Origin of the sequence: Erwinia magellanica, from assembly GCF_039023495.1 — a bacterium.
GTDB lineage: Bacteria > Pseudomonadota > Gammaproteobacteria > Enterobacterales > Enterobacteriaceae > Erwinia.
The window spans coordinates 680,860-705,150 of sequence record NZ_JBCHVC010000001.1 but is presented as its reverse complement, the minus strand read 5'-3'; the positions used below and the strand labels follow the sequence as shown (position 1 = coordinate 705,150).

Sequence of the window (24,291 nt, the reverse complement as noted above, 5' to 3'; positions counted from 1 at the left end):
GAAGAGACCGTCTGACTGATTATGCCTGAACACTATCGATACACCCTGCCCGTCAAAGCAGGTGACCAGCGCCAGTTAGGGCAACTGACCGGTGCCGCCTGCGCGGTAGAATGCGCCGAGATCGTTGAGCGCCATTCTGGCCCGGTGATGCTAATCGCCCCCGACATGCAAAACGCGCTCCGTCTGCATGATGAAATTAAACAGTTTACCGATGAGCCGGTGCTGAGTCTGGCCGACTGGGAAACGCTGCCCTTCGACAGCTTTTCTCCGCACCAGGATATCATCTCCTCCCGCCTTTCCACCCTCTATCAACTGCCGATGATGGAACGCGGCGTGCTGATTGTGCCGGTGAATACGCTGATGCAGCGTGTCTGCCCGCACAGTTTCCTGCATGGCCACGCGCTGGTGATGAAAAAAGGCCAGCGGCTTTCACGCGACACGCTTCGCTCGCAGCTCGAACAGGCCGGTTATCGTCACGTTGATCAGGTGATGGAGCATGGTGAATACGCCACCCGCGGCGCGCTGCTCGATCTCTATCCCATGGGCAGCGACCAGCCCTACCGCATCGACTTCTTTGATGATGAGATTGACAGCCTGCGGCTGTTTGACGTCGATACCCAGCGCACGCTGGAAGAGGTGCCAGCCGTTAATCTGCTGCCCGCTCATGAGTTCCCGACCGATAAAACGGCCATTGAGCTTTTCCGCACGCAGTGGCGGGAACATTTCGACGTCAGGCGCGAGTCCGAGCACATCTATCAGCAGGTCAGTAAAGGTACGCTGCCGACGGGGATCGAATACTGGCAGCCGCTCTTTTTTGAACAGCCGCTGCCCGCGCTGTTCAGCTATCTGCCAGGCAACACCCTGTTAGTGAATACCGGCGAGCTGGAAAGCAGTGCCGATCGCTTCCTGCTGGATGTCACCTCGCGCTATGAAAACCGCCGGGTTGATCCGATGCGCCCTCTTCTGCCGCCGGAAAAGTTGTGGTTACGGACCGACGAGCTGTTTAGCGAGCTGAAAAAATGGCCGCGTGTACAGCTGAAAAGCGAAGCGCTGCCGGAGAAAGCGGCCAATACCAACCTCAATTACCAGACGCTGCCGGATCTGGCGGTGCAGGCTCAGGCCAAAGCGCCGCTGGATGCGCTGCGGCGTTTCCTGGAAGCGTTCGCGGGTCCGGTGGTATTTTCTGTAGAGAGTGAAGGCCGGCGTGAGGCGTTACAGGAGCTGCTGGCGCGGATTAAAATTCTGCCTAAATCTGTTCATGCTCTCTCCGCCGCCTCGGTCGCCGGTCACTATCTGATGATTGGCGCCAGTGAAAAAGGGTTTGTGGATGGCCTGCGTCAGCGCGCGCTGATTTGTGAAGGTGACCTGCTTGGCGAGCGCGTCAGCCGTCGCCGTCAGGACAACCGCCGCACCATCAATCCTGATGTTCTGATCCGCAACCTGGCGGAACTGCATCCCGGTCAGCCGGTGGTGCACCTGGAGCACGGGGTGGGCCGCTACATGGGCCTGACCACGTTAGAAACCGGGGGGATCACCGCCGAATATCTGATGCTGACCTACGCCGGTGACGCCAAACTCTATGTCCCGGTCTCTTCGCTGCATCTGATTAGCCGCTACGCAGGCGGCGCGGATGATAATGCGCCGCTGCATAAATTAGGCAGCGATGCCTGGTCGCGCGCCCGCCAGAAAGCGGCTGAAAAAGTGCGTGACGTGGCAGCCGAACTGCTGGATATCTATGCCCAGCGCGAAGCGAAAACAGGCTTCGCCTTTAAGCATGATAAAGAGCAGTATCAGCTTTTCTGCGAAAGTTTCCCGTTCGAAACCACTCCAGACCAGGCGCAGGCTATCAATGCCGTGCTGAGCGATATGTGCCAGCCGCTGGCGATGGACCGGCTGGTTTGTGGCGACGTGGGCTTCGGTAAAACCGAAGTGGCAATGCGTGCCGCTTTCCTGGCGGTGGAGAACAACAAGCAGGTGGCGGTGCTGGTGCCGACGACCCTGCTTGCTCAGCAGCATTATGACAATTTCCGCGACCGCTTTGCCAACTGGCCGGTACGCATTGAAATGATCTCCCGCTTCCGTACTGCCAAAGAGCAGTCGCAAATCCTCGAGCAGGCTCGTGAAGGCAAAATCGATATTCTTATTGGTACGCACAAGCTGCTGGGCACCGAGATTAAATGGCGTGATTTAGGCTTGCTGATTGTCGATGAAGAGCACCGCTTCGGCGTGCGCCACAAGGAACGCATCAAAGCGATGCGCGCCGACGTGGATATCCTGACGCTGACCGCCACGCCAATCCCCCGTACGCTGAATATGGCGATGAGCGGCATGCGCGACCTGTCGATTATTGCCACGCCGCCGGCTCGCCGTCTGGCGGTAAAAACCTTTGTGCGCGAATATGATAATCTGGTGGTGCGCGAAGCTATCCTGCGTGAAGTTCTGCGCGGCGGCCAGGTTTACTACCTCTACAATGATGTGGAAAACATTGAGAAAGCGGCCCACCGCCTCTCTGAACTCATCCCTGAGGCACGGGTCACCGTGGGTCACGGCCAGATGCGCGAACGCGAGCTGGAGCGGGTGATGAATGATTTCCACCATCAGCGCTTTAATGTACTGGTCTGCACTACGATTATTGAAACCGGCATCGATATTCCCACAGCCAATACCATCATTATTGAGCGGGCAGACCACTTTGGTCTGGCGCAGCTTCATCAGTTACGAGGCCGCGTAGGTCGTTCGCATCATCAGGCCTATGCCTGGCTGCTGACGCCACATCCCAAAGCCATGACCACCGATGCCCATAAGCGTCTGGAAGCGATCGCCTCTCTGGAAGATCTGGGTGCCGGATTTGCGCTGGCAACGCACGATCTGGAGATCCGTGGCGCCGGCGAGTTGCTGGGTGAAGATCAGAGCGGACAGATGGAAACCATCGGCTTCTCGCTCTATATGGAGCTGCTGGAAAACGCGGTGGATGCGCTGAAAGAGGGACGCGAGCCTTCGCTGGAAGATCTTACCAACAGTCAGACCGATGTCGAGCTGCGTATGCCTGCCCTGCTGCCCGATGACTTTATTCCTGACGTCAACACGCGGCTTTCGTTCTATAAGCGCATTGCCAGCGCTCAGGAAGAGGGTGAGCTGGACGACCTGAAGGTTGAGCTGATAGACCGCTTTGGCAACCTGCCAGATGCTGCACGCAATCTGCTGGACATTGCTGCCCTGCGTCTGCTGGCGAAGAAAATCGGTATTCGTCGCGTCGAGGCCAGCGATAAAGGCGGATTCATTGAGTTTGCCGAGAAGAACGCCGCAGACCCTGGCTGGCTGATTGGGCTGTTGCAGAAAGAGCCGCAGCACTGGCGACTGGATGGGCCGACCAAAATCAAGTTTATCCGGGATCTGGCAGAACGGAAGGTACGGATGAAATGGGTGCGGGACTTTATGACTCAGATTCTGGCGAATGCCGCCTGAGTTTGCCCCAGTAAAAAGCGGCCTAGCGCCTAATGCTGGTCACTTAGGGTGACCGGCGGTTTTTATCAGGATATTTCCGGATTCTTATCCGCATTTTTCGCGGTTAACTTCGCTCTCTGCGGCCTGGAAATATCAGCCATTTCGCCTTTTCCTACAGCGTTCTCAACTCGCCGGGGATCGTTCCTGGCGAAGCCCCAGGTAAGGTCATCAAGTCACCATATCTCACGGATTGCCCCACTGAAGCTCAGCTGACACGCCAGATAATCCCCTTTCAGATGCGTTGCCATCATCACCATCTGATCTCTCAACAGGTTATACGCCAGCAGGATCCCCCCAGCTCCTGCCGAACCAGTTCAGGCAGACGGCAGCGCAGGGTCCAGAGGCTGTCCAGCATTCCCTGTTTCACTTCGCGGTAACACCGTACATAAAAATTAAATCAGAAAGAAACAGTCAAATCTTTCAGAGTTAATACGACAGATTAAAACTAAAACCTTTATTAATTAGTTATAAAGAGACCTTCAATCCTTATATGAAAGTTGTACAATGTAACTTTCGTTCAGAAGGAGTTGCGTATGGAAGCACTATTTAACGCGATAAAAAGAGGCGGATTAAGGCGCTTAACCTTGGGTGAGGTTCATCTTGCAACAGCAGTCTACGGATTCAGCATCCGATATAATAAAGTTTGGGTACACAGAGAAAGTTATCTCCCATTTAATCTACAAGCTGAAAATTACGCCATGTCCCCTAATGGAGAGTTATATTTTCAGGAAGGCACTTATAAAGACGATTTCTCAATGGCTCTGATTGATTCACAACATTTATTTTTACACGAGATGATGCATGTCTACCAACATCAACGAGGTATGTGGGTAAGAACCAGAGGTGCATTTTCATGGGCTGTAGATTATCAATATACCTTAGATGAGGATAAACTTTCAGATTACCCGATGGAACAGCAAGCCTGTATCGTATCAGATTATTGGTTATTAATTCATTATGGCTTTTATGGACATAATAATCTTTATCGTCTAAAAAATTACAATCCTTCGGAGCCTGTAAAGGAGCTTATGGCTAAATATCAGAGAATATTGAGAGGCTTCCCATCGTGAGAAAATTGGCATTTGCTGTAATTATTAGTCTGGTTCTTTCTGCATGTCAGAGTGATGCTGACAGACTGGTATTCACTGAGGCTGGTACAGTATTTACTAATGGTGATTCTTTTTGTATTGGTAAGTCAGGTGAAGCTGACGCGTTGAACTACTACTATCTTGAGGAGATAGTACAGGGCATAAATAAGCCATTACTTAACTCAGGGGATGTAATGTTGAACCTTTACTTTCCTGACAATTGCTTCAAAATAAACCTTAACCCCGGAAGTAAATACGGGGTTTTATATATAATGAATGACATTAAGTATCGATATGAGTTTGATGTGGATAAAAATGGAACAATAGACATAAATAAAAAAAGGAGCTAAAGATGTCATTGCCCGCATATCTGTTTCTGTATGATGAAAATGGAATGTTAATTAGCAACACTAATAATGGCGCTGGAGAAATTGAGTTATCAGAAGGTCATCGGGGTGGCATTGAAATTATGAGTAGCCAGCATGGTATATATCAACCTGCTGATGGCGCAACGGGACGTTTGAGTGGTGCTCGTCAACATCATTCTTACATATTACATAAACAGTTAGATAAAAACTCCCCAATGCTCAATAATGCTGTTTGTACTGGAAAAGTATTCAAACAGGCAGTTATAAAATATTATGAAACAACGGATGCCGGAGTTGAAACTGAGGTTTATCGAGTAACAATGGGAAGGGTTGTTATTATTTCGACAGACTTCTCGCATGCTTATGTGCAAGGCTCTCGTTCACCTAATATGCTTGAGGTTATTGGGCTGAGATACAATAGTATCGAGTGGTTCTATATTCCAGGGGTCATAAAATATGATGATGCCTGGCGGAGGGAACCGAAAGATGAAGAAAAACCAAAAGAGTATAAATAAAGAGGAGGGCCTGTACGGCTAATGCCGGTCACTTAAGGTGACCAGCATTGTTTTGCACGAATACGATCTGTCAGCATTCACTCATGGAGTGGATCAGGCGCGGTCATTCAGCACCAGCTGACCATTGCTGTCTAACGGAATACGCGTACCGGGATCGTTATCCATACGGATTTTGCCCTGTTCGTTACCAATTTTATAGGTAACGTCGTAGCCCATCATTTTTTCCTGCTTGTCATAAACCGTTTTGCAGCGCTGCTCGGTCGTGGTGTAGGTATCACGATCCTGCATTGCGCCCTGCACCTGGTTACCGCCGTAGCCACCGGCGACGGCACCCGCCACCGTTGCCACATCACGGCCACGACCGCCGCCAAACTGATGGCCCAGCACGCCACCGGCGACAGCACCCAGTACCGAACCGGCAATACGGTGTTCATCCTGTACGGCCCGACGATGCGTCAGCGTGACGTTGCGACATTCCTTACGCGGATTTTTGATGGTGTCTTTAATAGGCGTTGCCGACAGAACCTGCGCATACTGCGGGCTACGATCGAAAACATTCATGCCAGCAACAGTAGCCACACCCAGGGCTGCCGCCACGCCAATTCCAATACCCGCCAACATTGATTTATTCACAGGACATCCTCCTGAAACTGTTACCGCGCATTTTTGCCTCCTGCCTGCTCCCTGGCAGAGGCAGTTACCCGACGTGCGCGACGCGCCGTGTAGTCTTGAGGTAAATTTTGCGCATCAGGACCAATTGTGACAATAAGAAAACAGGACGAAATGAGGCTCGCTTACCATAAGAGAAAGCTTTTAAGAGTGTTCCGAACGGCGGCTGGGGGAGCTTTGCAAGAAGAAAGGCTTATAGTAACGGCGTTACTATAAGCCCCGGACTGACTTACTGAGTGGTACTATTTGGCAAAAAGTGCGATCAGTGCAGTTTCAGGCGCGGGCGGATCACCCGGTTAATACTGCCTACCAGCATCATCAGGCCAGTTTTGAAGTAGCCATGCAGGGCGACCTGGTGCATACGGTAGAGAGAAATATAGACGAAACGGGCAATGCGCCCTTCCACCATCATTGACCCACGCATCAAATTCCCCATCAGGCTGCCTACTGTACTGAAGCGGGAGAGCGACACCAGCGAACCGTGATCTTTATAGACATAGTTCTTCAGCTCTTTGCCTTTCATCTGCGCCAGGATGTTATCCAGCACCAGCGAAGCCATCTGGTGAGCCGACTGCGCTCGTGGCGGCACAAAACCGCCTGATGGCAGTGCGCAGGAAGCACAGTCGCCAATGGCATAAATATTCTCATCCAGCGTAGTCTGTAGCGTTGGCTTCACCACCAGCTGGTTAATGCGGTTAGTTTCCAGACCGCCAATCTCTTTCATAAAGTCCGGCGCTTTGATCCCGGCAGCCCAGACCATCAAATCCGCTGCAATAAATTCGCCAGATTTGGTGTGCAGGCCATGCTTATCTGCGCTGGTGACCATGGTCTGCGTCAGCACCCGTACGCCCAGCTTGGTAAGCTCCTGATGAGCGGCAGTGGAGATGCGCGGCGGCAGCGCAGGCAAAATGCGCTCGCCAGCTTCCACCAGCGTAACGTTCAGCGCCTGGTTATCCAGCCCTTTATAGCCATAACTGTGCAGCTGTTTTACCGCATTGTGTAACTCTGCGGAAAGCTCCACGCCTGTAGCGCCGCCGCCCACAATAGCGATATTCACTTTTTCCTCAGCCCGTTCACTGGAAGAGAATTTCAGGAACAGGTTAAGCATCTCATTATGGAAACGGCGCGCCTGGTGCGGGTTATCGAGGAAGATAGCGTAGTCTTTAACGCCAGGCGTACCGAAGTCGTTGGAGGTACTGCCCAGGGCCATTACCAGCGTGTCGTAAGCCAGCTCGCGCTCCGGAACCAGCAGTTCGCCCTGCGCATCACGGATTTCCGCCAGGTGCAGACGTTTGCTCTCGCGCTCAATCGTGGTCAGCGTGCCCAGCTGGAACTGGAAATGATGATTTCGGGCATGCGCCAGGTAGCTCAGTCCGTCAATGCCTTCATCCAGCGAGCCGGTGGCCACCTCATGCAGCAGCGGCTTCCACAGGTGGCTGTGATTGCGGTCTACCAGGATTATTTCCGCCTTTTTCTTACGCCCCAGTTTGTGACCCAACTGAGTGGCAAGCTCCAGCCCACCGGCCCCCCCGCCGACAATAACAATTCTCTTGAGTGGTGTAGTCAATTGACCCCCTTAAAAATGTGAACCAATCGTTAACCAAAGGTTAAATTAATATCCTTAGTTAACATAGGGTTGGCGAGTTTATTCGCTATCTGAAGGCAGGATAGCACGGGCGTGAAGATGAGATCTCTTAAAATTGACACAGGTCAATTTTATCCAGAGAAACTCAGATTAATACCAGGCAAAGTGCGGGACCATAAGCTGGTCACGGCCCCGCTACAGGTCAACCGAGGGTTTTAAACGCCTTTATCCGTTGCAAATGCGGGGCGATGTTTTTGAATTTGTGGCTCTGCACTTCATCCCAGATAATCTCATAGAAATTATGCAGCTCCTCCGCTGAACGCTGGCTGTCGAGCGCTTCATCGCTACGCGACAGGAGCACCAGACAGCGGTCGCGGTTCTTTTCACGGAAATTGCTGACGCATTTGGTGGCGATATCGATGTACTCTTCCGGACGGTTGATTTTCCCCGCCATGTTCTCCTGCGGCCAGAGGTTCGGGTTCACCATCACCTGGCGGATATCGCTCAGAAAACCGATTCGCTCGGCCCAGAAACCGCCCAGTCCCACGCCGCAAATCAGTGGCCTCTCATCGTCACCGCTACGCACTATTTTATCGGTCTCATTTAACAAATACTGCATGTCATGTTTGGGATGCAGCGTGCTGTAACTGAGTAAACGAACGTCGGGGTCGATAAATTGCAGCTGAAGAACCTTTTCATGGTTCCCCGGGCTGGTGGAATCGAAGCCGTGAAGATAGATGATCATCGCCTTCCTCCTGAGTTGTCGTCAGCGGTTTTCCTGCTCCAGCCAGCGCGTTTGCAGCCTGGAGAGCGCCTGGCTCGCCTCTTTCCAGCGAGGCGAAGCCAGCAGTTGCTGACGCGTAAATGTTCCCCGATGATACAACCTGCTGACGCGCTCAGCATTGATCGGTGACAGATTATCCAGCACGCTGACCGCTCCTGCGCGATTATTGCACACCAGAATCATGTCGCAACCCGCATCCAGAGAAGCTTGTCCACGTTCAGCATAGCTGCCCATAATCGCAGCGCCCTCCATTGAGAGGTCGTCTGAGAAGATCACGCCGTCATAACCCAGCTCGCCACGCAGTACCGTTTGCAGCCAGTGTGAAGAGCCGCTGGCAGGACGCGGATCGATCTGAGTATAGATAACATGCGCGGGCATAATGGCATCCAGCGCCTGTTCTTCTATCAGCTGTTTGAAGATCTGCATATCGTGCTGGCGGATTTCCTGCTCGCTGCGGTGATCGCGCGGCGTCTCTTTGTGAGAATCTGCACTCACTGCCCCGTGGCCGGGAAAATGTTTACCGGTCGTTTTCATACCTGCGCTGTGCATGCCGCGAATAAACTGCCGGGCCATGTTGAGCGCAATAACCGGATCTTCATGGAAGCTACGTTCGCCAATCGCCGCACTGCCGTGGCCAATATCCAGCACCGGTGCAAAACTGATGTCGATATCCAGCGCTATCATTTCCGACGCCATCAGCCAGCCCGCTTCCTGTGCCAGCTCAAGCGCTTTTTCTTCACTGTTCAGCCCGGCAAAAGCCTGCATGGCGGGAAGGCGTGTAAATCCTTCGCGGAAGCGCTGAACGCGCCCCCCTTCCTGATCGACGGCCACCACCAGCCGATGACGGGAAGCGGCCCGGATCTGGCGAACCAGTTCGGCAAGCTGCTGCGGGTCATGATAATTGCGGCTGAACAGGATCAGCCCTCCCACCAGCGGATGCTGTAAAATTTCACGCTCTTCTGCATCCAGCTCGTAGCCGAGCACGTCTAACATTACCGGTCCCACACTTCACCTCTTACTCTGATAACAGCTGCTGCCAGGCCTGTGCTGCCAGCGTGAAAAACGTCTCTTCCTGCGTCTGTTGCCAGCGCAGTTCATACCAGCTTGCCATCAACAGCTTCAGCCACGGCTGCCAGCGTTGCATCTGGCGGGCCAGCAGCGCAGGGTCGAGCCGCTGAGCGGCGGCGTAAGCAGCCGTCAGCTGAGCCTGCTGCTGCCCATGCAACCCGTTACCCGCCACGATTGCCGCCAGCTCCAGCGCCACGTCGCCGTCACTGGCATACTCCCAGTCGATCAGCCGCAGCGTCTGGCTGCCGGTGAAAGTCTCTGATGCATTATCCGCCAGCGTTTCGTCGCTCTTAACGGCCGCTTCCCGCCCGCTGAGCTGCTGGCTGCTGATAACATTGCCCGCATGGATATCCATATGCAGCAGGGCCAGCCGTAGGGGTTTTGGTTCCCCCTGCTGCTGCAATCGCCTCAGCGCGCGCAGCCAGCCGCAGTGTCGTCTGGCCGGATGGCTTAGCAGCCAGTACTGCTCCAGCAGCCGCAGCAGAGAGAGGCGATACCCGCTCAGCGAATGGCTGTGCAACCGGGCTATCAACGGCACCAGCGCATCCAGCTGTTGCAGAAACTGTTGCGGACTCAGCACCTCACCAGGCTGCCAGCCGAGCAGTAACCATCTGTCAGCGAAACCATAAACTGCTGGCCCCAACCCGCTGCCTGACAGCTTACGAAGAATATGGTATTCACGGCGGCGGTCAACACCTGGAATAATGTTTACTGGATGCTGATGGCGCGCCAGCAGCACTCTTTCTCCGATAACAACTTTGCCTGTCTGCCCGGTCAGGCCGCTGAGCGGAAAAAAAGAACCGGCGGACTTTGCCGCCGGAAACTGTTGGGTAATGACTCTGCCGAGCGCCGGATCAATGCTGTACGACACCGTTGCCTGACCAGATAATTTCCCCGGTTTGCACCAGCATCAGCTGCATCTGCAAGGCGGGAGATTTCACGTCACCCTGTGCGTTGCTGTAGAGCACATACTGCGCGCCAACATAACGTGCCAGCCCGACAGCTTTGCTACGCGAACCCAGGCTGTCTTCGGCAGAGAGGCCCAGCGTCTGTTTGGCAGTAGCGAGCTGCTGCGGCGTGACCAGCGTAAACTGGGTATTATTCTCCAGCGCTGAATGCAGCGCCGCGGTAGCTTTAGAGGTCTGTAGGCTGCCGTTGGTGCTGTTTTTCATGCCATCCACCAGCAGCACGCTGCCTGGCGTGACGCCTTCTGCCTTCAGCATTTGCGCAACCAGCGGCGTTACGCTGGCATCCCAGTTAATCGACTGGAACTTGGGTGGCTGGGGCACAGTTTCAACCGGCGGCGGCTGAACCGGCGGCGGCGCGGGCTGCGTTGGCTGAACGGGTTCAACTGGCGCGGGTTGCTGAGGCTGCTGCTGCTGGCTGATACAGCCACTCAGAACCAGTGCCAGCAGCATCACGCCAGAGAGTTTTGTTATGTTCCTTTCCACGCAATAATCTCCTAAAGATACAGATAGAGCCTGACTTTACTGGCCGTCAGGTTACCCGTTTGCGATGATATTTCAACTTTACCGTCTGCGGCCACGGTAGCCGTTCGCGGACGCTCAAAGGGGGTGATTTCCAGGCCCTTTTCATCATACCAGTAGAAGCGATAATGCACCGTTACCGGCGTGACCTGCTGGTTATAGAGAACAGCGGAAGCGCGCTGCTGCCCTTCATGCACAGAGATCACCGGCTCATCGGTAGTGATCCCGGCGGAGAGCACGGAAGACTCCATCACCAGCGACTGTGAGGTATTAATAGTGGCGCGATCGCTGCTGCATCCGCTGAGGAGTGTCAGTAACGTCAAGCCTGTGACCATTGCCCGCATAATAGAGTGTGTCCGCATCAGAGAGCGATTAGTTAGCCAGCATCGGCCCGAGAGGGCGGCCACCCAGCAGATGCAGATGGATATGATAGACCTCCTGTCCGCCATGCGAATTGCAGTTCATGATCAGACGGTAGCCATCCTCAGCAATCCCTTCCTGTTTCGCAATTTTTGCCGCAATGGTGATCATCCGGCCCAGCGCCGCTTCATGGCCCGGTACGGCATCATTGGCTGTGGGAATAAGAATGTTTGGCACAACCAGAATATGCGTAGGCGCTTTGGGGGAGATATCACGAAATGCTGTTACCAGCTCATCCTGATAGACGATGTCTGCCGGAATTTCGCGGCGGATAATTTTACTGAAAATCGTTTCTTCGACCATGAGCAAATCCCTGAACGATGAGGAGAGTTCACGCAGTATGAGCGAGATATTTGTTTTCTTTCAACCTTCCCGTGATTTTTCTTGCGTTAATCGTCTGCCTTTGCACCATTTACCCTTTACTGGCATAAAAAAAGGGGCGCTTTCGCGCCCCTTTGCTGCGGCAGATCTCTTAGCTGTTACGGATAAAGTCATCCATATCAGTTTTAAGGTTATCTGATTTAGTACCAAAAATAGCCTGAACGCCGGAACCAGCGATCACCACGCCAGCCGCGCCCAGTTTTTTCAGGCCCAGCTGATCGACCTTAGCCACATCCGCCACGCTGACGCGCAGACGAGTGATGCAGGCATCCAGATTAGTGATGTTCTCTTTACCGCCAAACGCCGCCACCAGGTTACCCGCCATCTCATTGGCGGTGCCCACGGTTTGCTCGGCAGTCGTCTCTTCACGGCCCGGCGTTTTCAGGTTGAATTTAGTGATGACCAGACGGAACACGGTGTAGTAGATCAGGCCGTAAATAACGCCAACCACCGGGAACAGCCAGATGTTGCTGCTGTTGCCGCTCAGCACCACAAAGTCGATCAGACCATGAGAGAAGCTGGTACCGTCACGCATTCCCAACAGGATACAGATAGGGAACGCCAGGCCAGCCAGCAGAATGTGGATGCCATAGAGCACCGGGGCCACAAACATAAATGAGAACTCAATCGGTTCGGTGATGCCCGTCAGGAAAGAGGTCAGCGCGGCGGAGATCATAATGCCGCCCACTTTAGCGCGGTTTTCAGGCTTAGCAGAGTGCCAGATAGCGATAGCTGCGGCGGGCAGACCGTACATTTTAAACAGGAAGCCACCAGACAATTTGCCTGCTGTGGGATCGCCTGCCATATAACGCGGGATGTCGCCGTGGAAGACCTGACCTGCTGCATTAGTAAACTCACCAATCTGCATCTGGAAAGGAACGTTCCAGATATGATGCAGGCCGAACGGCACCAGCGTACGTTCAATCAGACCATACAGGCCAAACGCCACTACCGGGTTCTGATAGGCTGCCCACTGAGAGAAATCCTGAATGGCGGTACCAATGGGCGGCCAGATAAAGGAGAGCACCACGCCCAGGAAAATAGCGGTAAAGCCAGAGATGATAGGAACAAAGCGTTTGCCGGCAAAGAAGCCCAGATATTCAGGCAATTTGATGCGGTAAAAGCGGTTGAACATCCAGGCGGCAATCGACCCCGCGATGATCCCACCCAGCACGCCGGTATCGGCAAGATGTTTGGCTTCAATCTCTGCGGCGGGCAGATGCAGAACCAGCGGCGCGACCACCGCCATCGTTTTCACCATAATGCCGTAAGCCACGACCGCAGCCAGGGCGGAGACACCATCGTTATTGGTAAACCCCAACGCTACGCCAATGGCAAAAATCAGCGGCATATTGGCGAAGACCGAGCCGCCCGCTTCTGCCATGACGTGGGACACCACGAGAGGCAACCAGCTAAAGTTGGCCGAGCCAACGCCTAACAATATCCCGGCTATCGGCAGAACAGATACCGGCAGCATCAGCGATTTGCCAACCTTTTGCAGGTTAGCAAAAGCGTTCTTAAACATAATGTGAAGCTCCTGAGTAGGGTGTGTTACGCGTATTAACGGGAGGGAGGTTCCCGTTTTAAAGTGAGCGTCTGTGTGCGCTCGCTATTTATTACGAAGAGTAAAATAAATCGCTAATTTAATGTTTGATAAGCATCACGTTTCCCTTAACCTGGCGCGTTTTGCCCGCTTATAGCGCGGAAAAGCGCCAGTAAGAGGCCATAAAAAACCGCACCGTCCAGAGGGCGATGCGGAGAGAGGGGCCGCTCAGGCCCTGAAAGGCCAGGTATGGTTACCGATCGGTGAGACGGGAAAGCGGAACGTGAAACAGATCCGAGAAGTTTTGCGTTGTGGCTTCAGCCATCTGCTCGATAGTGACCCCTTTTACAACCGCCATATACTCTGCCACATCACGCGTATAGGCTGGCTGGTTCTCTTTGCCACGGTAAGGTACAGGTGCCAGGTATGGGGAGTCCGTTTCAACCAGCATTCTGTCCAGCGGCACATAGCGCGCCGCTTCGCGAATGGTTTCCGCGTTACGGAAGGTCACAATCCCGGAGAAGGAGATATAGAACCCCATATCCAGCAGCTTTTCTGCGGTTTCACGATCTTCCGTGAAGCAGTGCAGCACGCCGCCGCACCCTTCCACCTTCTCTTCTTTCAGGATGGCCAGCGTATCGTCGCGGGCATCCCGTGTATGAACAATGACCGGCTTGTTGAGGTCGCGCCCGATACGGATATGTTCACGAAAGGAGAGCTGCTGCTGTGCGCGGGTTTCAGGCTGATAATGGTAATCCAGCCCGGTTTCCCCCATCGCCACAACGCGTTCATCAGCAGCAAGCTGGCGCAGTTCAGCAAAGTCATAAGGCTCTGCCTGATTCAGCGGATGCACACCGCAGGAGTAAGCGACGTTGGGACGATCGCCAATCAGTGTGGTCATCGCTTTATAGCCGGGCAGCGTGGTGGCAACGGCCAGCATAAACTTTACGTCACGGGCTGCCGCTTTCGCCAGCACATCACTGACATCCTGATGCAGCGTCTCATAATTCAGCCCATCCAGATGGCAATGCGAATCTACTAAAAACATAAATACTCTCTTTTCAGGCTAGTCAGACCGGCCTGCTACAGGATGGAGCATCTGCTCCCAGCCCAGCAGCTGGTCAGTCAACAATAATTCACGATTCAGGGCGACCACGTTAAGCAAACGGTCACGGGCAATCATCCACTGCCGCACGCTTTTATCCAGCGCGCTGGCAGGAAGCTGCATCGCCAGCTCAGCAATTAACGCCTGCCGATCGACATTAGCGATAAACTGCCCTCCACCCTGCTGCCACTTCAGTGCATCAACCAGTAGAGAACAGAGCCAGCCGGTGCGCTGGACAGCATCATCGTGGTTCAGAACGGGCAGCAAGCTTAACATATCTCCCCGGAGCGCCTCAGGCAGCGCCTGACACAATGCTTCTCTGGCCGCCCAGCGCTTCTCACTGAGTAAGTCCAGGGCCGCTGCGGGTGCGCCGCCGCTGAGCCGTAAGGCCGTCAGCGCATCCTGCTCAGTGATCGGGCGCTGCTTCAGCAGCCATTGCAGGCCTGGCGCCTCATCTGGCGGGGCAAGATGGAAGGTAAAGCAGCGGCTGCGTAGCGTAGCCAGCAGCTGGGCAGGCTGCTGGCTGTTAAGCAGAAACCAGGTATTTTTCGGCGGCTCTTCCAGCGTTTTAAGCAGCGCATTGGCCGCCGCTTCGGTCAGTTGAGCCGCATCAGGGATCCAGACTACCTTTGCGCCGCCCTGCTGCGCATGGTGGTAGAGCTTCTCCGTCACGCTGCGCACTGCATCAATCCCCAGCGCGCTTTTCCCCTTTTCCGCCTCCAGTCTGTACCAGTCTGGATGGGTGTTGGCCTGCATCAGCTGGCAGGCGTGGCAGGCTCCACAGCTTTTCAAACCGTCACGCCGTTGGCACATCAGCCAGCGGCTGATCCCCCAGACCAGCGAAGCCTCTCCCATACCGCTCAGTGAATGCAGCAGCAGTGCATGATGACCACGCCCTGCCTGATGCTGGCTGATTATTTGTCGGTAAGGCTGGTTCAGCCAGGGATACCAGTTCATGCCTGTTCCCTGAACCAGGCTAACAGAGTCTGGCGAATGGCAGCGGAAACCTGCTCTATTGACTGGGTCGCATCGACGGTTCTGATACTGGCATCGGCCGCCGCCAGCGCCTGATAGCGGTCACGGGTGCGGGTGAAAAAGTTCAGCGACTCCTGCTCAATACGATCAAGCGCGCCCCGCGCTCTCGCCCGCTGCAACCCAATCTCAGGCGTCACGTCAAGATAGAGCGTTAAATCTGGTGCAAAATCACCCAGTACGCTCTGCTTAAGCTGCGCCATCAGCTGAGTATCCATGCCACGTCCGCCGCCCTGGTACGCCTGGGAAGAGAGATCGTGACGATCACCCACCACCCAGGCACCTCTGGCCAGAGCTGGCTTGATAACATTCTCAACCAGCTGAACCCGCGCCGCGTAGAGCATCAGCAGCTCTGCGCGATCGGTCACCTGTTCGCCCTCAACGCCCTGTTTGATCAGATCGCGGAGTTTTTCCGCCAGCGGCGTGCCGCCCGGCTCACGTGTGAAGAGAATGTCGCTGATGCCCTGCTCGCGCAATGTCTCCACCACAACCTCACGGGCCGTGGTTTTCCCTGCGCCTTCAAGGCCTTCAATAACGATAAATTTACTGTCCATTTTTTTCCTTCACGGCAAGACGCCACGCCTGAACCGCACGATTATGGCTGGCAAGATTGGTGGTGAACGTATGTCCGCCTTTGCCGTCAGCAACAAAATAGAGGTAATCCGTTTTCAGCGGATGCGCGGCCGCTTCAAGAGAGGCCTTGCCGGGCATCGCAATCGGTCCTGGCGGCATCCCGGAAATGGTGTAGGTATTATAAGGCGTTGGCGTCTCCAGATCTTTACGCGTCAGCGAACCTGTGTAGCTCTCCCCCATACCATAGATAACGGTTGGATCGGTTTGCAGACGCATGCCAATGCGCAGACGATTGATAAAGACCGAGGCTACTTTACTGCGCTCCTCACTCACCGCCGTCTCTTTTTCGATAATAGAGGCCATGGTGACTAAATCGTTTTTATCTTTATAAGGAAGGCCGTCAATTTTATCCTGCCACTGCGCCTCCACCAGCTTTACCATACGATCATGCGCACGCTTAAGCAGCGCCACATCGGTGGTATTGGCGGTATAAGCATAGGTTTCAGGGTAGAACCACCCTTCCACATCCTGTTCAGGCAGATCCATCGCGGCAGCAACCGTTGCCAGCTTGTCATCTTTCAGCGTGTGTTTGATATAGGGAGCCGCACGGAGTTCAGCCAGCCACTCCTGCATACGGGTGCCTTCGACAAAACGCACCAGGAACTGTGCTTCTTTACCACTGCTCAGCAGCTCCAGCATCTGGCGTACCGTCATACCCTGAGAAAAGCGATAGGTGCCCGCCTTGAAGTTTGCCAGCTCCGGCTCCAGCTTCAGCAGCCAGCCAAACCAGAGCTTTTGCGGCACAATATGCTGCTGATTGAGTTCAGCCTCCAACACCACCCGCCCGGAACCTGCCGGCAGCGTGAAAATCGTCTCTTTATTGATGGTCAGCGATGAATCAGCGAACTGGCGGATCTGCCAGTAGCTGAACGCCAGCAGGGCCACAACAATTACGACCATGCCGGTTACTACTTTTTTTACAACAGTCATGAAATTTCCCTGTTAATCGTCATGCAGGCGTAGCAGGTTAAAAATAGTGCGCGAGGCATAATGCCAGCTATCGATCTGATTCACCGGCAGTAGCGGCATCAGCGCATTGGTGATAAACACCTCTTCTGCCTCTGCCAGCGTCTCTACCGGCAGGCTGACTTCGTGCACTGGCATCCCCAGGCTGTGCAGCTGTTGGATCACCTTTTGCCGCTGAATGCCGTTGACGCCACACTGGCTGAGATCGGGCGTAAAAACCTGATCGCCCTTGCGCCAGAATAAATTTGCCGCACAGCATTCCACCAGGCTGCCGTCACTGTCAAGCACCAGCGCCTCGTCGGCTGCGGTCTGGTCAAGCTCTGTACGGATCAGTACCTGCTCAAGCCGGTTAAGATGTTTGATCCCGGCCAGCAGCGGATTTTTCCCCAGCCTAACGCTGCTCAGCGCCAGCCTGGCACCCGTCTGCTGAAGGCGCTGGTAATGGGCCGGATAGTCAGAGAGAAAAATCATCCGCGAGGGCTGTGCACAGCCCTGAGCGCTGTACCCGCGCCCGCCCGCTCCTCTTGATACAAGCGCTTTCAGCACCCCTTCCGATCGCGTTGCGGCGGCGATCTGCATTTCAGCAGCCAGCGCATCCCAGTCCACGTTGCGGATCATCAACCGTTCGCAACCAGCCTTCAGCCGTGAAAGATGCGCTTTTAGCGAGACAACTTTCCCCTGGAGTATTCTGGCTGTAGTAAAGCAGCCGTCACCAAACTGCACCGCACGATCGCGAGCTTCTACCCTTTCCTGCGGCTCTCCGTTTATCCAGACCATATGTTCCCCTGAGCGATCGTTTCACAGCGGTAAAGATTACCCTGACGCCGCGGCAGATTCATCTGCTTGTCTCCGGAGAATTGTACCGGGATGAAAAAGTGCGGCAGCAGCCGAAAAATCCCACAAAAAAGGCCCGCTAAGCGGGCCTTCAGAAGGTTAAGGCAGCAATCAGATTTTGCGGAAAATCAACGAACCGTTGGTTCCACCAAAGCCGAAGGAGTTACACAGGGCATACTCCAGTCCTTTTACCTGACGTGCAGTGTGCGGCACAAAATCCAGATCGCAACCTTCATCCGGGTTATCCAGATTAATGGTTGGCGGGATCACCTGGTCGCGCAGGGCAAGAATAGAGAAGATTGACTCTACTGCGCCCGCTGCGCCTAATAGGTGACCGGTCATAGATTTGGTTGAGCTGACCATTACGCTGTTTGCACTGGCGCCAAAGATGGTCTTTACCGCCCGTGTCTCGGCTTTATCACCGGCTGGCGTCGAGGTGCCGTGCGCGTTGATATAACCAATCTGTTCTGGCGATAATTGCGCATCCTTCAGAGCGTTTTTCATCGCCAGCGCAGCACCTGCCCCATCTTCCGGCGGCGAGGTCATGTGGTAAGCATCGCTGCTCATGCCAAAACCAACCAGTTCGGCATAAATTTTTGCGCCACGTTTTTTGGCGTGCTCGTACTCTTCCAGCACCACCAGTCCTGCGCCATCGCCCAGCACAAAGCCATCACGATCCCGGTCCCAGGGACGGCTTGCCGTCTGGGGGCTATCATTACGGGTTGAGAGGGCACGTGCTGCGCCAAAACCGCCAATACCCAGTGGGGTACTGCCCTTTTCGGCACCGCCTGCCAGCATCACGTCGGCATCATTATAAGCAATAATGCGCGCCGCCTGACCAATGTTATGCACACCGGTAGTACAGGCAGTAGAGATAGCGATGCTTGGACCTTTCATGCCATACATAATAGTCAGGTGACCCGCTATCATGTTTACAATCGTGGAGGGAACGAAGAAAGGACTGATTTTACGCGGGCCGCCGTTGACCAGCGAGGCGTGGTTTTCTTCAATCAGACCGAGACCACCGATACCGGAGCCGATAGCAGCACCAATACGATCGGCATTCTCATCCGTAATAGAGAGACCGGAGTCCTGCATGGCCTGAATGCCAGCAACTACGCCGTACTGAATGAAGGCATCCATCTTGCGCTGATCTTTGCGCGAGATAAATTCTTCACAGTTAAAATTCTTTACTAAGCCAGCAAAACGCGTTGCGTAGGCACTAGTATCAAAATGGTCGATCGGGCTGATGCCACTCTGACCGGCAACAAGAGCATTCCAGGTAGACTCTACGGTATTGCCGACAGGAGACAACATGCCAAGACCGGTCACAACTACACGACGCTTAGACACGTTCGTCCTCCAGGGAGGGAAAAAATGACAATGACACTATGTGGGACTTTCAGAAAAAACTCAGGCGGTCGAATGACCGCCTGGAGAGGCTCACTTACGCCTGGTGACCATTGATGTAATCAATAGCAGCCTGAACGGTGGTGATTTTCTCAGCTTCTTCGTCCGGAATCTCGGTATCAAACTCTTCTTCCAGAGCCATTACCAGCTCAACGGTATCAAGAGAATCAGCGCCCAGATCTTCTACAAAAGAGGCAGTATTAACAACTTCTTCCTGCTTAACGCCAAGCTGCTCGCCAATGATTTTCTTAACGCGTTCTTCGATAGTGCTCATACTATTAAATTTCCTATCAAAACTCGCTTTCGCGATGGTTTTCGTAGTGTATAAAATGTTGAAAAAGATGCAACTAAATCCCGGCTGGTCCAACCACGATTTTACGCTATTTTGCGGGCATTACCGCAAATAACGCAAATAGTTTCGTGATTATCAGACCATATACATTCCGCCATTGACGTGCAGCGTCTCACCAGTGATGTACGCAGCCTCGTCAGAAGCTAAAAATGCAACGGCATTGGCGATTTCCTGCGCGTCGCCAAGGCGACCCGCTGGCACTTCCGCCAGAATGCCCGCACGCTGCTCTTCAGTCAGCGTACGCGTCATGTCGGTTTCAATGAAACCGGGAGCCACAACGTTAACGGTGATACCACGTGACGCGATTTCACGCGCCAGTGACTTGCTGAAGCCGATCAAACCCGCTTTTGCTGCCGCGTAGTTTGCCTGGCCCGCATTACCCATCGTTCCGACAACGGAGCCAATGGTAATGATTCGGCCTACGCGTTTTTTCATCATAGCGCGCATTACCGCTTTTGACAGGCGGAATACGGAAGTCAGATTGGTGTCCAGGATATCCTGCCACTCATCCTCCTTCATACGCATCAGAAGATTATCACGTGTAATGCCTGCATTATTGACTAAAATGTCCACTTCGCCAAATTCAGCACGAATATTTTCCAACACGCTGTCGATAGAGGCGCTGTCGGTCACATTCAGCAGCATGCCACGGCCGTTGCTGCCCAGATAGGCAGTGATGGCATCTGCGCCACTTTGGCTGGTCGCTGTACCGACCACCTTTGCGCCACGGGCTACCAGTGTTTCTGCAATGGCGCGGCCAATGCCGCGACTTGCACCGGTAACCAGTGCGATTTTTCCTTCAAAGCTCATGTTCATCCTCGTCTGACTGTTAAAGCGCCGCTGACAGGCTGGCCGGATCGTTCACCGGTGCCGCGGTCAGGGTGTCAACAATACGTTTCGTCAGGCCGGTCAGCACTTTTCCAGGGCCAACTTCCAGCAATGACGTTACGCCTTCCTGCGCCATAAATTCTACACAGCCCGTCCAACGGACCGGATTGTACAACTGACGCACCAGCGCACTACGAATGGCCTCAGGCGAGGTTTCGCACTTCACATCAACGTTGTTAACCACCGGCATTTCCGGGGCGTTGAAGGTCAGTTTTTCCAGTGCCTCCGCCAGTTTGTCGGCGGCAGGTTTCATCAATGCACAGTGAGAAGGTACGCTCACAGGCAACGGCAGAGCACGTTTTGCGCCGGCAGCTTTACAGGCTGCACCGGCACGCTCTACCGCTTCTTTATTTCCGGCAATAACAACCTGACCAGGCGAGTTAAAGTTAACAGGTGATACTACCTGACCCTGTGCAGACTCTTCACAGGCTTTAGCAATAGCCGCATCATCCAGACCAATAATAGCCTGCATGGCACCGGTGCCTTCCGGAACCGCTTCCTGCATCAGTTTGCCTCGCAATTCAACAAGTTTGATCGCCTGTTGAAAATCGATCACGCCTGCACAAACCAGCGCACTATACTCGCCCAGGCTGTGTCCCGCCAGCATTGCTGGCTTTGAACCGCCTTTTTCCTGCCAAACGCGGAAAATAGCAACAGATGCGGCCAGAAGTGCCGGCTGAGTTTGCCAGGTTTTGTTCAACTCTTCAGCAGGCCCCTGCTGGACGAGTGACCACAGGTCATAGCCCAAAGCCGTGGAAGCTTCACGGAAAGTTTGTTCAACGGTGGGATTTTCTGCGGCCAGTTCAGCCAGCATGCCTACCGTTTGCGATCCCTGTCCCGGGAAAACCATAGCAAATTGCGTCATTGTTATTCCTGTTAATCAAAAACGAACCAGCGCCGAACCCCAGGTGAATCCACCCCCGAAGGCTTCCAGCAGAATAAGCTGACCGCGTTGTATGCGGCCATCACGCACGGCCTCGTCTAATGCACAAGGCACTGAGGCGGCGGAAGTATTCCCGTGGCGGTCAAGCGTGACCACTACCTTTTCCATACCCATGCCGAGTTTGCGGGCGGTGGCGCTGATAATACGCAGGTTAGCCTGATGCGGCACCAGCCAGTCGATAGACTCACGCTCCAGGTTATTAGCCTGTAGGGTCTCTTCAACGATGTGCGCCAGCTCGGTTACGGCCACCTTGAACACTTCGTTACCCGCCATGGTGACGTAAGAAGGTTGATCCTGATGCTCACGATCCTGGTTGGAAAGCGTTAACAGATGTCCGTAGCGGCCATCCGCGTGCAGATGCGTGGAGATAATGCCCTGCTCTTCGCTGGCACCCAGTACCGCAGCACCGGCGCCGTCGCCAAACAGAATAATAGTGCCGCGATCCGCCGGATCCAGCATACGGGCCAGCACGTCGGCACCAATCACCAGCGCATTTTTCACCGCGCCGTTTTTGATGTACTGGTCGGCAACGCTCAGGGCATAGGTAAAGCCAGCGCAGGCTGCTGCAAGGTCAAAAGCTGCGGCGTCCTCAATTTCCAGCATCTGCTGGATCATGCAGGCTGAACTTGGGAAGGCGTGGCTGGAAGAGGTGGTTGCCACCACGATCAATCCGATGTCATTTTTATCAACACCGGCCATTTCCAGCGCGCGCAGCGCAGCCTGATAGCCCATTGTTGCAACGGTTTCATCAGGTGCCGCTATGCGACGCTCACGGATACCGGTGCGGGTGACAATCCACTCGTCCGAAGTATCCACCATTTTTTCCAGATCGGCGTTAGTCCGCACCTGTTCGGGCAAATAGCTGCCCGTACCGATAATTTTCGTATACATGTACGTCATTCACTCTTAGGTAATACAGCCTGAAGGCGCGCAGCAATTCGCTCTGGAACTTGCCGCTGCACCGCCTGTTCTGCCTGTTCTATCGCCGCAGTGAATGCGCGTTGATTCGCTCCGCCGTGACTTTTAATCACGGAACCGCGTAATCCTAACAGACAGGCGCCATTGTACTGGTCGGGATTGAGGTGGCCGAAGCGCTTCGCCAGACGTTTTTTCAGGACACGTCCTAACAGCGTCATCCACCAGGCCCTTTTTTTACCTTCGCCCTGTGATTTCAACAGCGAAAGAAACATTCTTACCACACCTTCCATGGTTTTCAGGGTGACATTGCCCACGAAACCATCACAGACAAGCACATCCGTTTCACCGGTAAGAAGGTCGTTGCCTTCGAGGTATCCAATAAAGTTAATATCTGGCAATTCACGCAGTATAGCTGCGGCATCGCGAATACTGGTTAAACCTTTGGTCTCTTCCTGACCAATATTTAATAATGCCACGCGGGGATGCGGCACTGACAGGATTTCCTCTGCCATCACCGCGCCCATAATCGCAAACTGCACCAGCATCGTACTGTCTGAGTCGACGTTCGCACCCAGGTCCAGTATCACTGTTTTCCCCTGCTGCTGATTTGGCAAGACCGTCATCAGCGCGGGGCGCTCGATACCGTCGAGCGGCTTGAGCAGCATTTTTGCCAGACCCATCAGTGCTCCCGTATTGCCGGCACTGACACAAGCCTGCGCTTTCCCCTCTTTAACCAGCTCAAGCGCCATGCGCATAGAGGAGCCGCGGCTTTGGCGGATCGCCTGGGAGGGTTTGGCATCACTGGCAATAACCGACTCGGCAGCAATAATCTGTAGACGTGCCAACAGCGCTGAATCAGCTTTTGCGAGTAATGACGAGATGTTGTCGGGATCGCCGACCAGAAGAAGATGCAGTTGCGAGTTAGAGGCCAGTGCCTGCATTGCAGCAGGCACTGTCACGCAGGGACCGAAGTCCCCGCCCATGGCATCTATCGCCAGGGTCAGACGTGGCAAAGTATCGCCTTGCGAATCCGCAAGAATTACTTAACGATGACCTTGCGACCGCGGTAGTAACCATCCGCAGTGATGTGGTGACGCAGATGCGTTTCGCCAGAAACTTTATCTACGGAAAGAGAGGCAGTGGTCAGAGCATCGTGTGAACGACGCATGCCACGTTTGGAACGGGTTGGTTTATTCTGTTGTACGGCCATGGACCTTACTCCTATTACTTACGCTTTAAACTGGCTAATACGGCAAATGGGTTTGGTTTTTCTGCCTCTGCAGGCAATTTTCCAAAGACCATGTCCGCCTCGGACACTTCACAGTGTTCAGAATCATGCACCGGAACGACAGGCAGGGCGAGGATAATTTCATCTTCAACCACTGCCAGCAGATCGATTTCGCCAAACTCGTTGACCTCGACCGGCTCGTACGCTTCCGGCAACGCCTCAGCCTGTTCGTCAGTAACGACCGGGCTGAAACAATACGTCACGTGGACCTGATGCGGGAATGTCTGGTTGCAGCGCTGGCAACAAAGCGTGACGGAAACCGCCGCAGTACCGTTAAGTACCGCTAAACGCTGGTTGTCGATAGCGAACGACATGGAGCATTCTACATTACTGTCCACACTCACTACCGATTCGGCAATACGCTCCACCTGTTCAGGGGTGTAGACGCCCTGATAATCAAGGCGTTTTTGAGCGGTACGAACCGGATCGAGAGTCAGGGGTAATTTTACCTTTTGCATAGGGCGCGCATATTAACTTTGTAACGAGATAGAGTCAAAGAAAAAGGCCGTT

General features: G+C 54.0%; 26 protein-coding genes. 4 read left to right on the top strand and 22 right to left on the bottom strand.

The features are described from left to right. The first annotated feature begins 21 nt into the window (after positions 1-21). The 4 genes from mfd to AAH450_RS03205 all read left to right on the top strand — a co-directional run bounded on the left by mfd (position 22) and on the right by AAH450_RS03205 (position 5,475). Complete coding sequence (gene mfd / locus AAH450_RS03220; RefSeq protein WP_342908883.1) at positions 22-3,465, top strand: transcription-repair coupling factor; 3,444 nt, start codon at positions 22-24, stop codon at positions 3,463-3,465. A gap of 572 nt (positions 3,466-4,037) precedes the next feature. Next, a complete protein-coding gene (locus tag AAH450_RS03215) occupies positions 4,038-4,574 on the top strand; it encodes a type IV secretion protein Rhs (RefSeq protein WP_342908882.1) in 537 nt (178 codons plus the stop codon). Next, positions 4,571-4,942: a hypothetical protein gene (locus AAH450_RS03210; RefSeq protein WP_342908881.1), complete on the top strand. Its 372-nt coding sequence runs from the start codon at positions 4,571-4,573 to the stop codon at positions 4,940-4,942. The genes AAH450_RS03215 and AAH450_RS03210 overlap by 4 nt, the downstream gene beginning before the upstream one ends. 2 nt (positions 4,943-4,944) lie before the next feature. Continuing rightward, a complete protein-coding gene (locus AAH450_RS03205; RefSeq protein WP_342908880.1) occupies positions 4,945-5,475 on the top strand; it encodes an Hcp family type VI secretion system effector in 531 nt (176 codons plus the stop codon). Positions 5,476-5,568: 93 nt separating this feature from the next. Here the strand turns inward: AAH450_RS03205 and AAH450_RS03200 are convergent, their stop codons facing one another. The 22 genes from AAH450_RS03200 to yceD all read right to left on the bottom strand — a co-directional run bounded on the left by AAH450_RS03200 (position 5,569) and on the right by yceD (position 24,239). Then, positions 5,569-6,108 (bottom strand): glycine zipper 2TM domain-containing protein, encoded by a 540-nt coding sequence (locus AAH450_RS03200; protein ID WP_318791471.1) that lies wholly within the window; start codon positions 6,106-6,108, stop codon positions 5,569-5,571. Between the two features lie 298 nt (positions 6,109-6,406). After that, entirely contained in the window at positions 6,407-7,711 is a 1,305-nt protein-coding gene (locus AAH450_RS03195; protein WP_342908879.1) for an NAD(P)/FAD-dependent oxidoreductase, read from the bottom strand. A gap of 220 nt (positions 7,712-7,931) precedes the next feature. Continuing rightward, positions 7,932-8,474, bottom strand: coding sequence for an alpha/beta hydrolase YcfP (gene ycfP, locus AAH450_RS03190; protein WP_342908878.1), 543 nt, complete (start codon positions 8,472-8,474; stop codon positions 7,932-7,934). 21 nt (positions 8,475-8,495) lie between these two features. Next, positions 8,496-9,506, bottom strand: coding sequence for a beta-N-acetylhexosaminidase (gene nagZ / locus AAH450_RS03185; protein WP_342908877.1), 1,011 nt, complete (start codon positions 9,504-9,506; stop codon positions 8,496-8,498). A gap of 22 nt (positions 9,507-9,528) precedes the next feature. After that, entirely contained in the window at positions 9,529-10,452 is a 924-nt protein-coding gene (locus tag AAH450_RS03180) for a phosphotransferase (protein WP_342908876.1), read from the bottom strand. Beyond that, positions 10,436-10,999, bottom strand: a complete 564-nt coding sequence (gene lpoB, locus AAH450_RS03175) for a penicillin-binding protein activator LpoB (RefSeq protein ID WP_463322705.1) — start codon at positions 10,997-10,999, stop codon at positions 10,436-10,438. Before lpoB ends, AAH450_RS03180 begins: the two co-directional genes overlap by 17 nt. A 44-nt stretch (positions 11,000-11,043) precedes the next feature. Then, the gene (locus AAH450_RS03170) at positions 11,044-11,412 is read right to left on the bottom strand and encodes a YcfL family putative periplasmic lipoprotein (protein WP_342908874.1); all 369 of its coding nucleotides are present in this window, start codon (positions 11,410-11,412) and stop codon (positions 11,044-11,046) included. Positions 11,413-11,440: 28 nt separating this feature from the next. After that, complete coding sequence (gene hinT, locus AAH450_RS03165) at positions 11,441-11,791, bottom strand: purine nucleoside phosphoramidase (protein ID WP_318791477.1); 351 nt, start codon at positions 11,789-11,791, stop codon at positions 11,441-11,443. Positions 11,792-11,960: 169 nt separating this feature from the next. Then, positions 11,961-13,394 carry a PTS glucose transporter subunit IIBC gene (gene ptsG, locus AAH450_RS03160; protein ID WP_342908873.1) on the bottom strand — a complete coding sequence of 478 codons (1,434 nt, stop codon included), beginning with the start codon at positions 13,392-13,394 and terminating at the stop codon, positions 11,961-11,963. Positions 13,395-13,665: 271 nt separating this feature from the next. Further along, complete coding sequence (locus AAH450_RS03155) at positions 13,666-14,460, bottom strand: metal-dependent hydrolase (RefSeq protein ID WP_318791479.1); 795 nt, start codon at positions 14,458-14,460, stop codon at positions 13,666-13,668. 18 nt (positions 14,461-14,478) lie between these two features. After that, positions 14,479-15,474 (bottom strand): DNA polymerase III subunit delta', encoded by a 996-nt coding sequence (holB, locus tag AAH450_RS03150; RefSeq protein ID WP_342908872.1) that lies wholly within the window; start codon positions 15,472-15,474, stop codon positions 14,479-14,481. Then, on the bottom strand, positions 15,471-16,103 hold the full coding sequence (gene tmk, locus AAH450_RS03145; RefSeq protein ID WP_342908871.1) for a dTMP kinase: 633 nt from the start codon (positions 16,101-16,103) through the stop codon (positions 15,471-15,473). The genes holB and tmk overlap by 4 nt, the downstream gene beginning before the upstream one ends. Beyond that, positions 16,093-17,112 (bottom strand): cell division protein YceG, encoded by a 1,020-nt coding sequence (gene yceG / locus AAH450_RS03140; protein ID WP_342908870.1) that lies wholly within the window; start codon positions 17,110-17,112, stop codon positions 16,093-16,095. Before yceG ends, tmk begins: the two co-directional genes overlap by 11 nt. A 12-nt stretch (positions 17,113-17,124) precedes the next feature. Beyond that, complete coding sequence (pabC, locus tag AAH450_RS03135) at positions 17,125-17,925, bottom strand: aminodeoxychorismate lyase (RefSeq protein WP_342908869.1); 801 nt, start codon at positions 17,923-17,925, stop codon at positions 17,125-17,127. 168 nt (positions 17,926-18,093) lie between these two features. Continuing rightward, entirely contained in the window at positions 18,094-19,335 is a 1,242-nt protein-coding gene (gene fabF, locus AAH450_RS03130; RefSeq protein ID WP_342908868.1) for a beta-ketoacyl-ACP synthase II, read from the bottom strand. A gap of 94 nt (positions 19,336-19,429) precedes the next feature. Further along, positions 19,430-19,666: an acyl carrier protein gene (gene acpP, locus AAH450_RS03125; protein WP_004157115.1), complete on the bottom strand. Its 237-nt coding sequence runs from the start codon at positions 19,664-19,666 to the stop codon at positions 19,430-19,432. A 153-nt stretch (positions 19,667-19,819) separates the two neighbouring features. After that, entirely contained in the window at positions 19,820-20,554 is a 735-nt protein-coding gene (gene fabG / locus AAH450_RS03120) for a 3-oxoacyl-ACP reductase FabG (protein WP_342908867.1), read from the bottom strand. A gap of 19 nt (positions 20,555-20,573) precedes the next feature. After that, entirely contained in the window at positions 20,574-21,497 is a 924-nt protein-coding gene (fabD, locus tag AAH450_RS03115; protein ID WP_342908866.1) for an ACP S-malonyltransferase, read from the bottom strand. Positions 21,498-21,512: 15 nt separating this feature from the next. Continuing rightward, entirely contained in the window at positions 21,513-22,466 is a 954-nt protein-coding gene (locus tag AAH450_RS03110; RefSeq protein ID WP_342908865.1) for a beta-ketoacyl-ACP synthase III, read from the bottom strand. Between the two features lie 5 nt (positions 22,467-22,471). Further along, complete coding sequence (plsX, locus tag AAH450_RS03105) at positions 22,472-23,506, bottom strand: phosphate acyltransferase PlsX (RefSeq protein ID WP_342908864.1); 1,035 nt, start codon at positions 23,504-23,506, stop codon at positions 22,472-22,474. 26 nt (positions 23,507-23,532) lie between these two features. Beyond that, positions 23,533-23,703: a 50S ribosomal protein L32 gene (gene rpmF, locus AAH450_RS03100; RefSeq protein WP_013201675.1), complete on the bottom strand. Its 171-nt coding sequence runs from the start codon at positions 23,701-23,703 to the stop codon at positions 23,533-23,535. A 14-nt stretch (positions 23,704-23,717) separates the two neighbouring features. Then, the gene (yceD, locus tag AAH450_RS03095; RefSeq protein ID WP_342908863.1) at positions 23,718-24,239 is read right to left on the bottom strand and encodes a 23S rRNA accumulation protein YceD; all 522 of its coding nucleotides are present in this window, start codon (positions 24,237-24,239) and stop codon (positions 23,718-23,720) included. Between the last annotated feature and the right edge of the window lie 52 nt (positions 24,240-24,291).

Excerpts from the sequence above, each read along its gene's own strand:
- mfd (WP_342908883.1), top strand. The coding sequence starts at position 22 with ATGCCTGAACACTATCGATACACCCTGCCCGTCAAAGCAGGTGACCAG.
- AAH450_RS03215 (WP_342908882.1), top strand. The coding sequence starts at position 4,038 with ATGGAAGCACTATTTAACGCGATAAAAAGAGGCGGATTAAGGCGCTTA.
- AAH450_RS03205 (WP_342908880.1), top strand. The coding sequence starts at position 4,945 with ATGTCATTGCCCGCATATCTGTTTCTGTATGATGAAAATGGAATGTTA.
- ycfP (WP_342908878.1), bottom strand. The coding sequence starts at position 8,474 with ATGATCATCTATCTTCACGGCTTCGATTCCACCAGCCCGGGGAACCAT.
- nagZ (WP_342908877.1), bottom strand. The coding sequence starts at position 9,506 with ATGTTAGACGTGCTCGGCTACGAGCTGGATGCAGAAGAGCGTGAAATT.
- lpoB (WP_463322705.1), bottom strand. The coding sequence starts at position 10,999 with ATGCTGCTGGCACTGGTTCTGAGTGGCTGTATCAGCCAGCAGCAGCAG.
- AAH450_RS03170 (WP_342908874.1), bottom strand. The coding sequence starts at position 11,412 with ATGCGGGCAATGGTCACAGGCTTGACGTTACTGACACTCCTCAGCGGA.
- hinT (WP_318791477.1), bottom strand. The coding sequence starts at position 11,791 with ATGGTCGAAGAAACGATTTTCAGTAAAATTATCCGCCGCGAAATTCCG.
- ptsG (WP_342908873.1), bottom strand. The coding sequence starts at position 13,394 with ATGTTTAAGAACGCTTTTGCTAACCTGCAAAAGGTTGGCAAATCGCTG.
- AAH450_RS03155 (WP_318791479.1), bottom strand. The coding sequence starts at position 14,460 with ATGTTTTTAGTAGATTCGCATTGCCATCTGGATGGGCTGAATTATGAG.
- holB (WP_342908872.1), bottom strand. The coding sequence starts at position 15,474 with ATGAACTGGTATCCCTGGCTGAACCAGCCTTACCGACAAATAATCAGC.
- tmk (WP_342908871.1), bottom strand. The coding sequence starts at position 16,103 with ATGGACAGTAAATTTATCGTTATTGAAGGCCTTGAAGGCGCAGGGAAA.
- yceG (WP_342908870.1), bottom strand. The coding sequence starts at position 17,112 with ATGACTGTTGTAAAAAAAGTAGTAACCGGCATGGTCGTAATTGTTGTG.
- pabC (WP_342908869.1), bottom strand. The coding sequence starts at position 17,925 with ATGGTCTGGATAAACGGAGAGCCGCAGGAAAGGGTAGAAGCTCGCGAT.
- acpP (WP_004157115.1), bottom strand. The coding sequence starts at position 19,666 with ATGAGCACTATCGAAGAACGCGTTAAGAAAATCATTGGCGAGCAGCTT.
- fabG (WP_342908867.1), bottom strand. The coding sequence starts at position 20,554 with ATGAGCTTTGAAGGAAAAATCGCACTGGTTACCGGTGCAAGTCGCGGC.
- fabD (WP_342908866.1), bottom strand. The coding sequence starts at position 21,497 with ATGACGCAATTTGCTATGGTTTTCCCGGGACAGGGATCGCAAACGGTA.
- AAH450_RS03110 (WP_342908865.1), bottom strand. The coding sequence starts at position 22,466 with ATGTATACGAAAATTATCGGTACGGGCAGCTATTTGCCCGAACAGGTG.
- rpmF (WP_013201675.1), bottom strand. The coding sequence starts at position 23,703 with ATGGCCGTACAACAGAATAAACCAACCCGTTCCAAACGTGGCATGCGT.
- yceD (WP_342908863.1), bottom strand. The coding sequence starts at position 24,239 with ATGCAAAAGGTAAAATTACCCCTGACTCTCGATCCGGTTCGTACCGCT.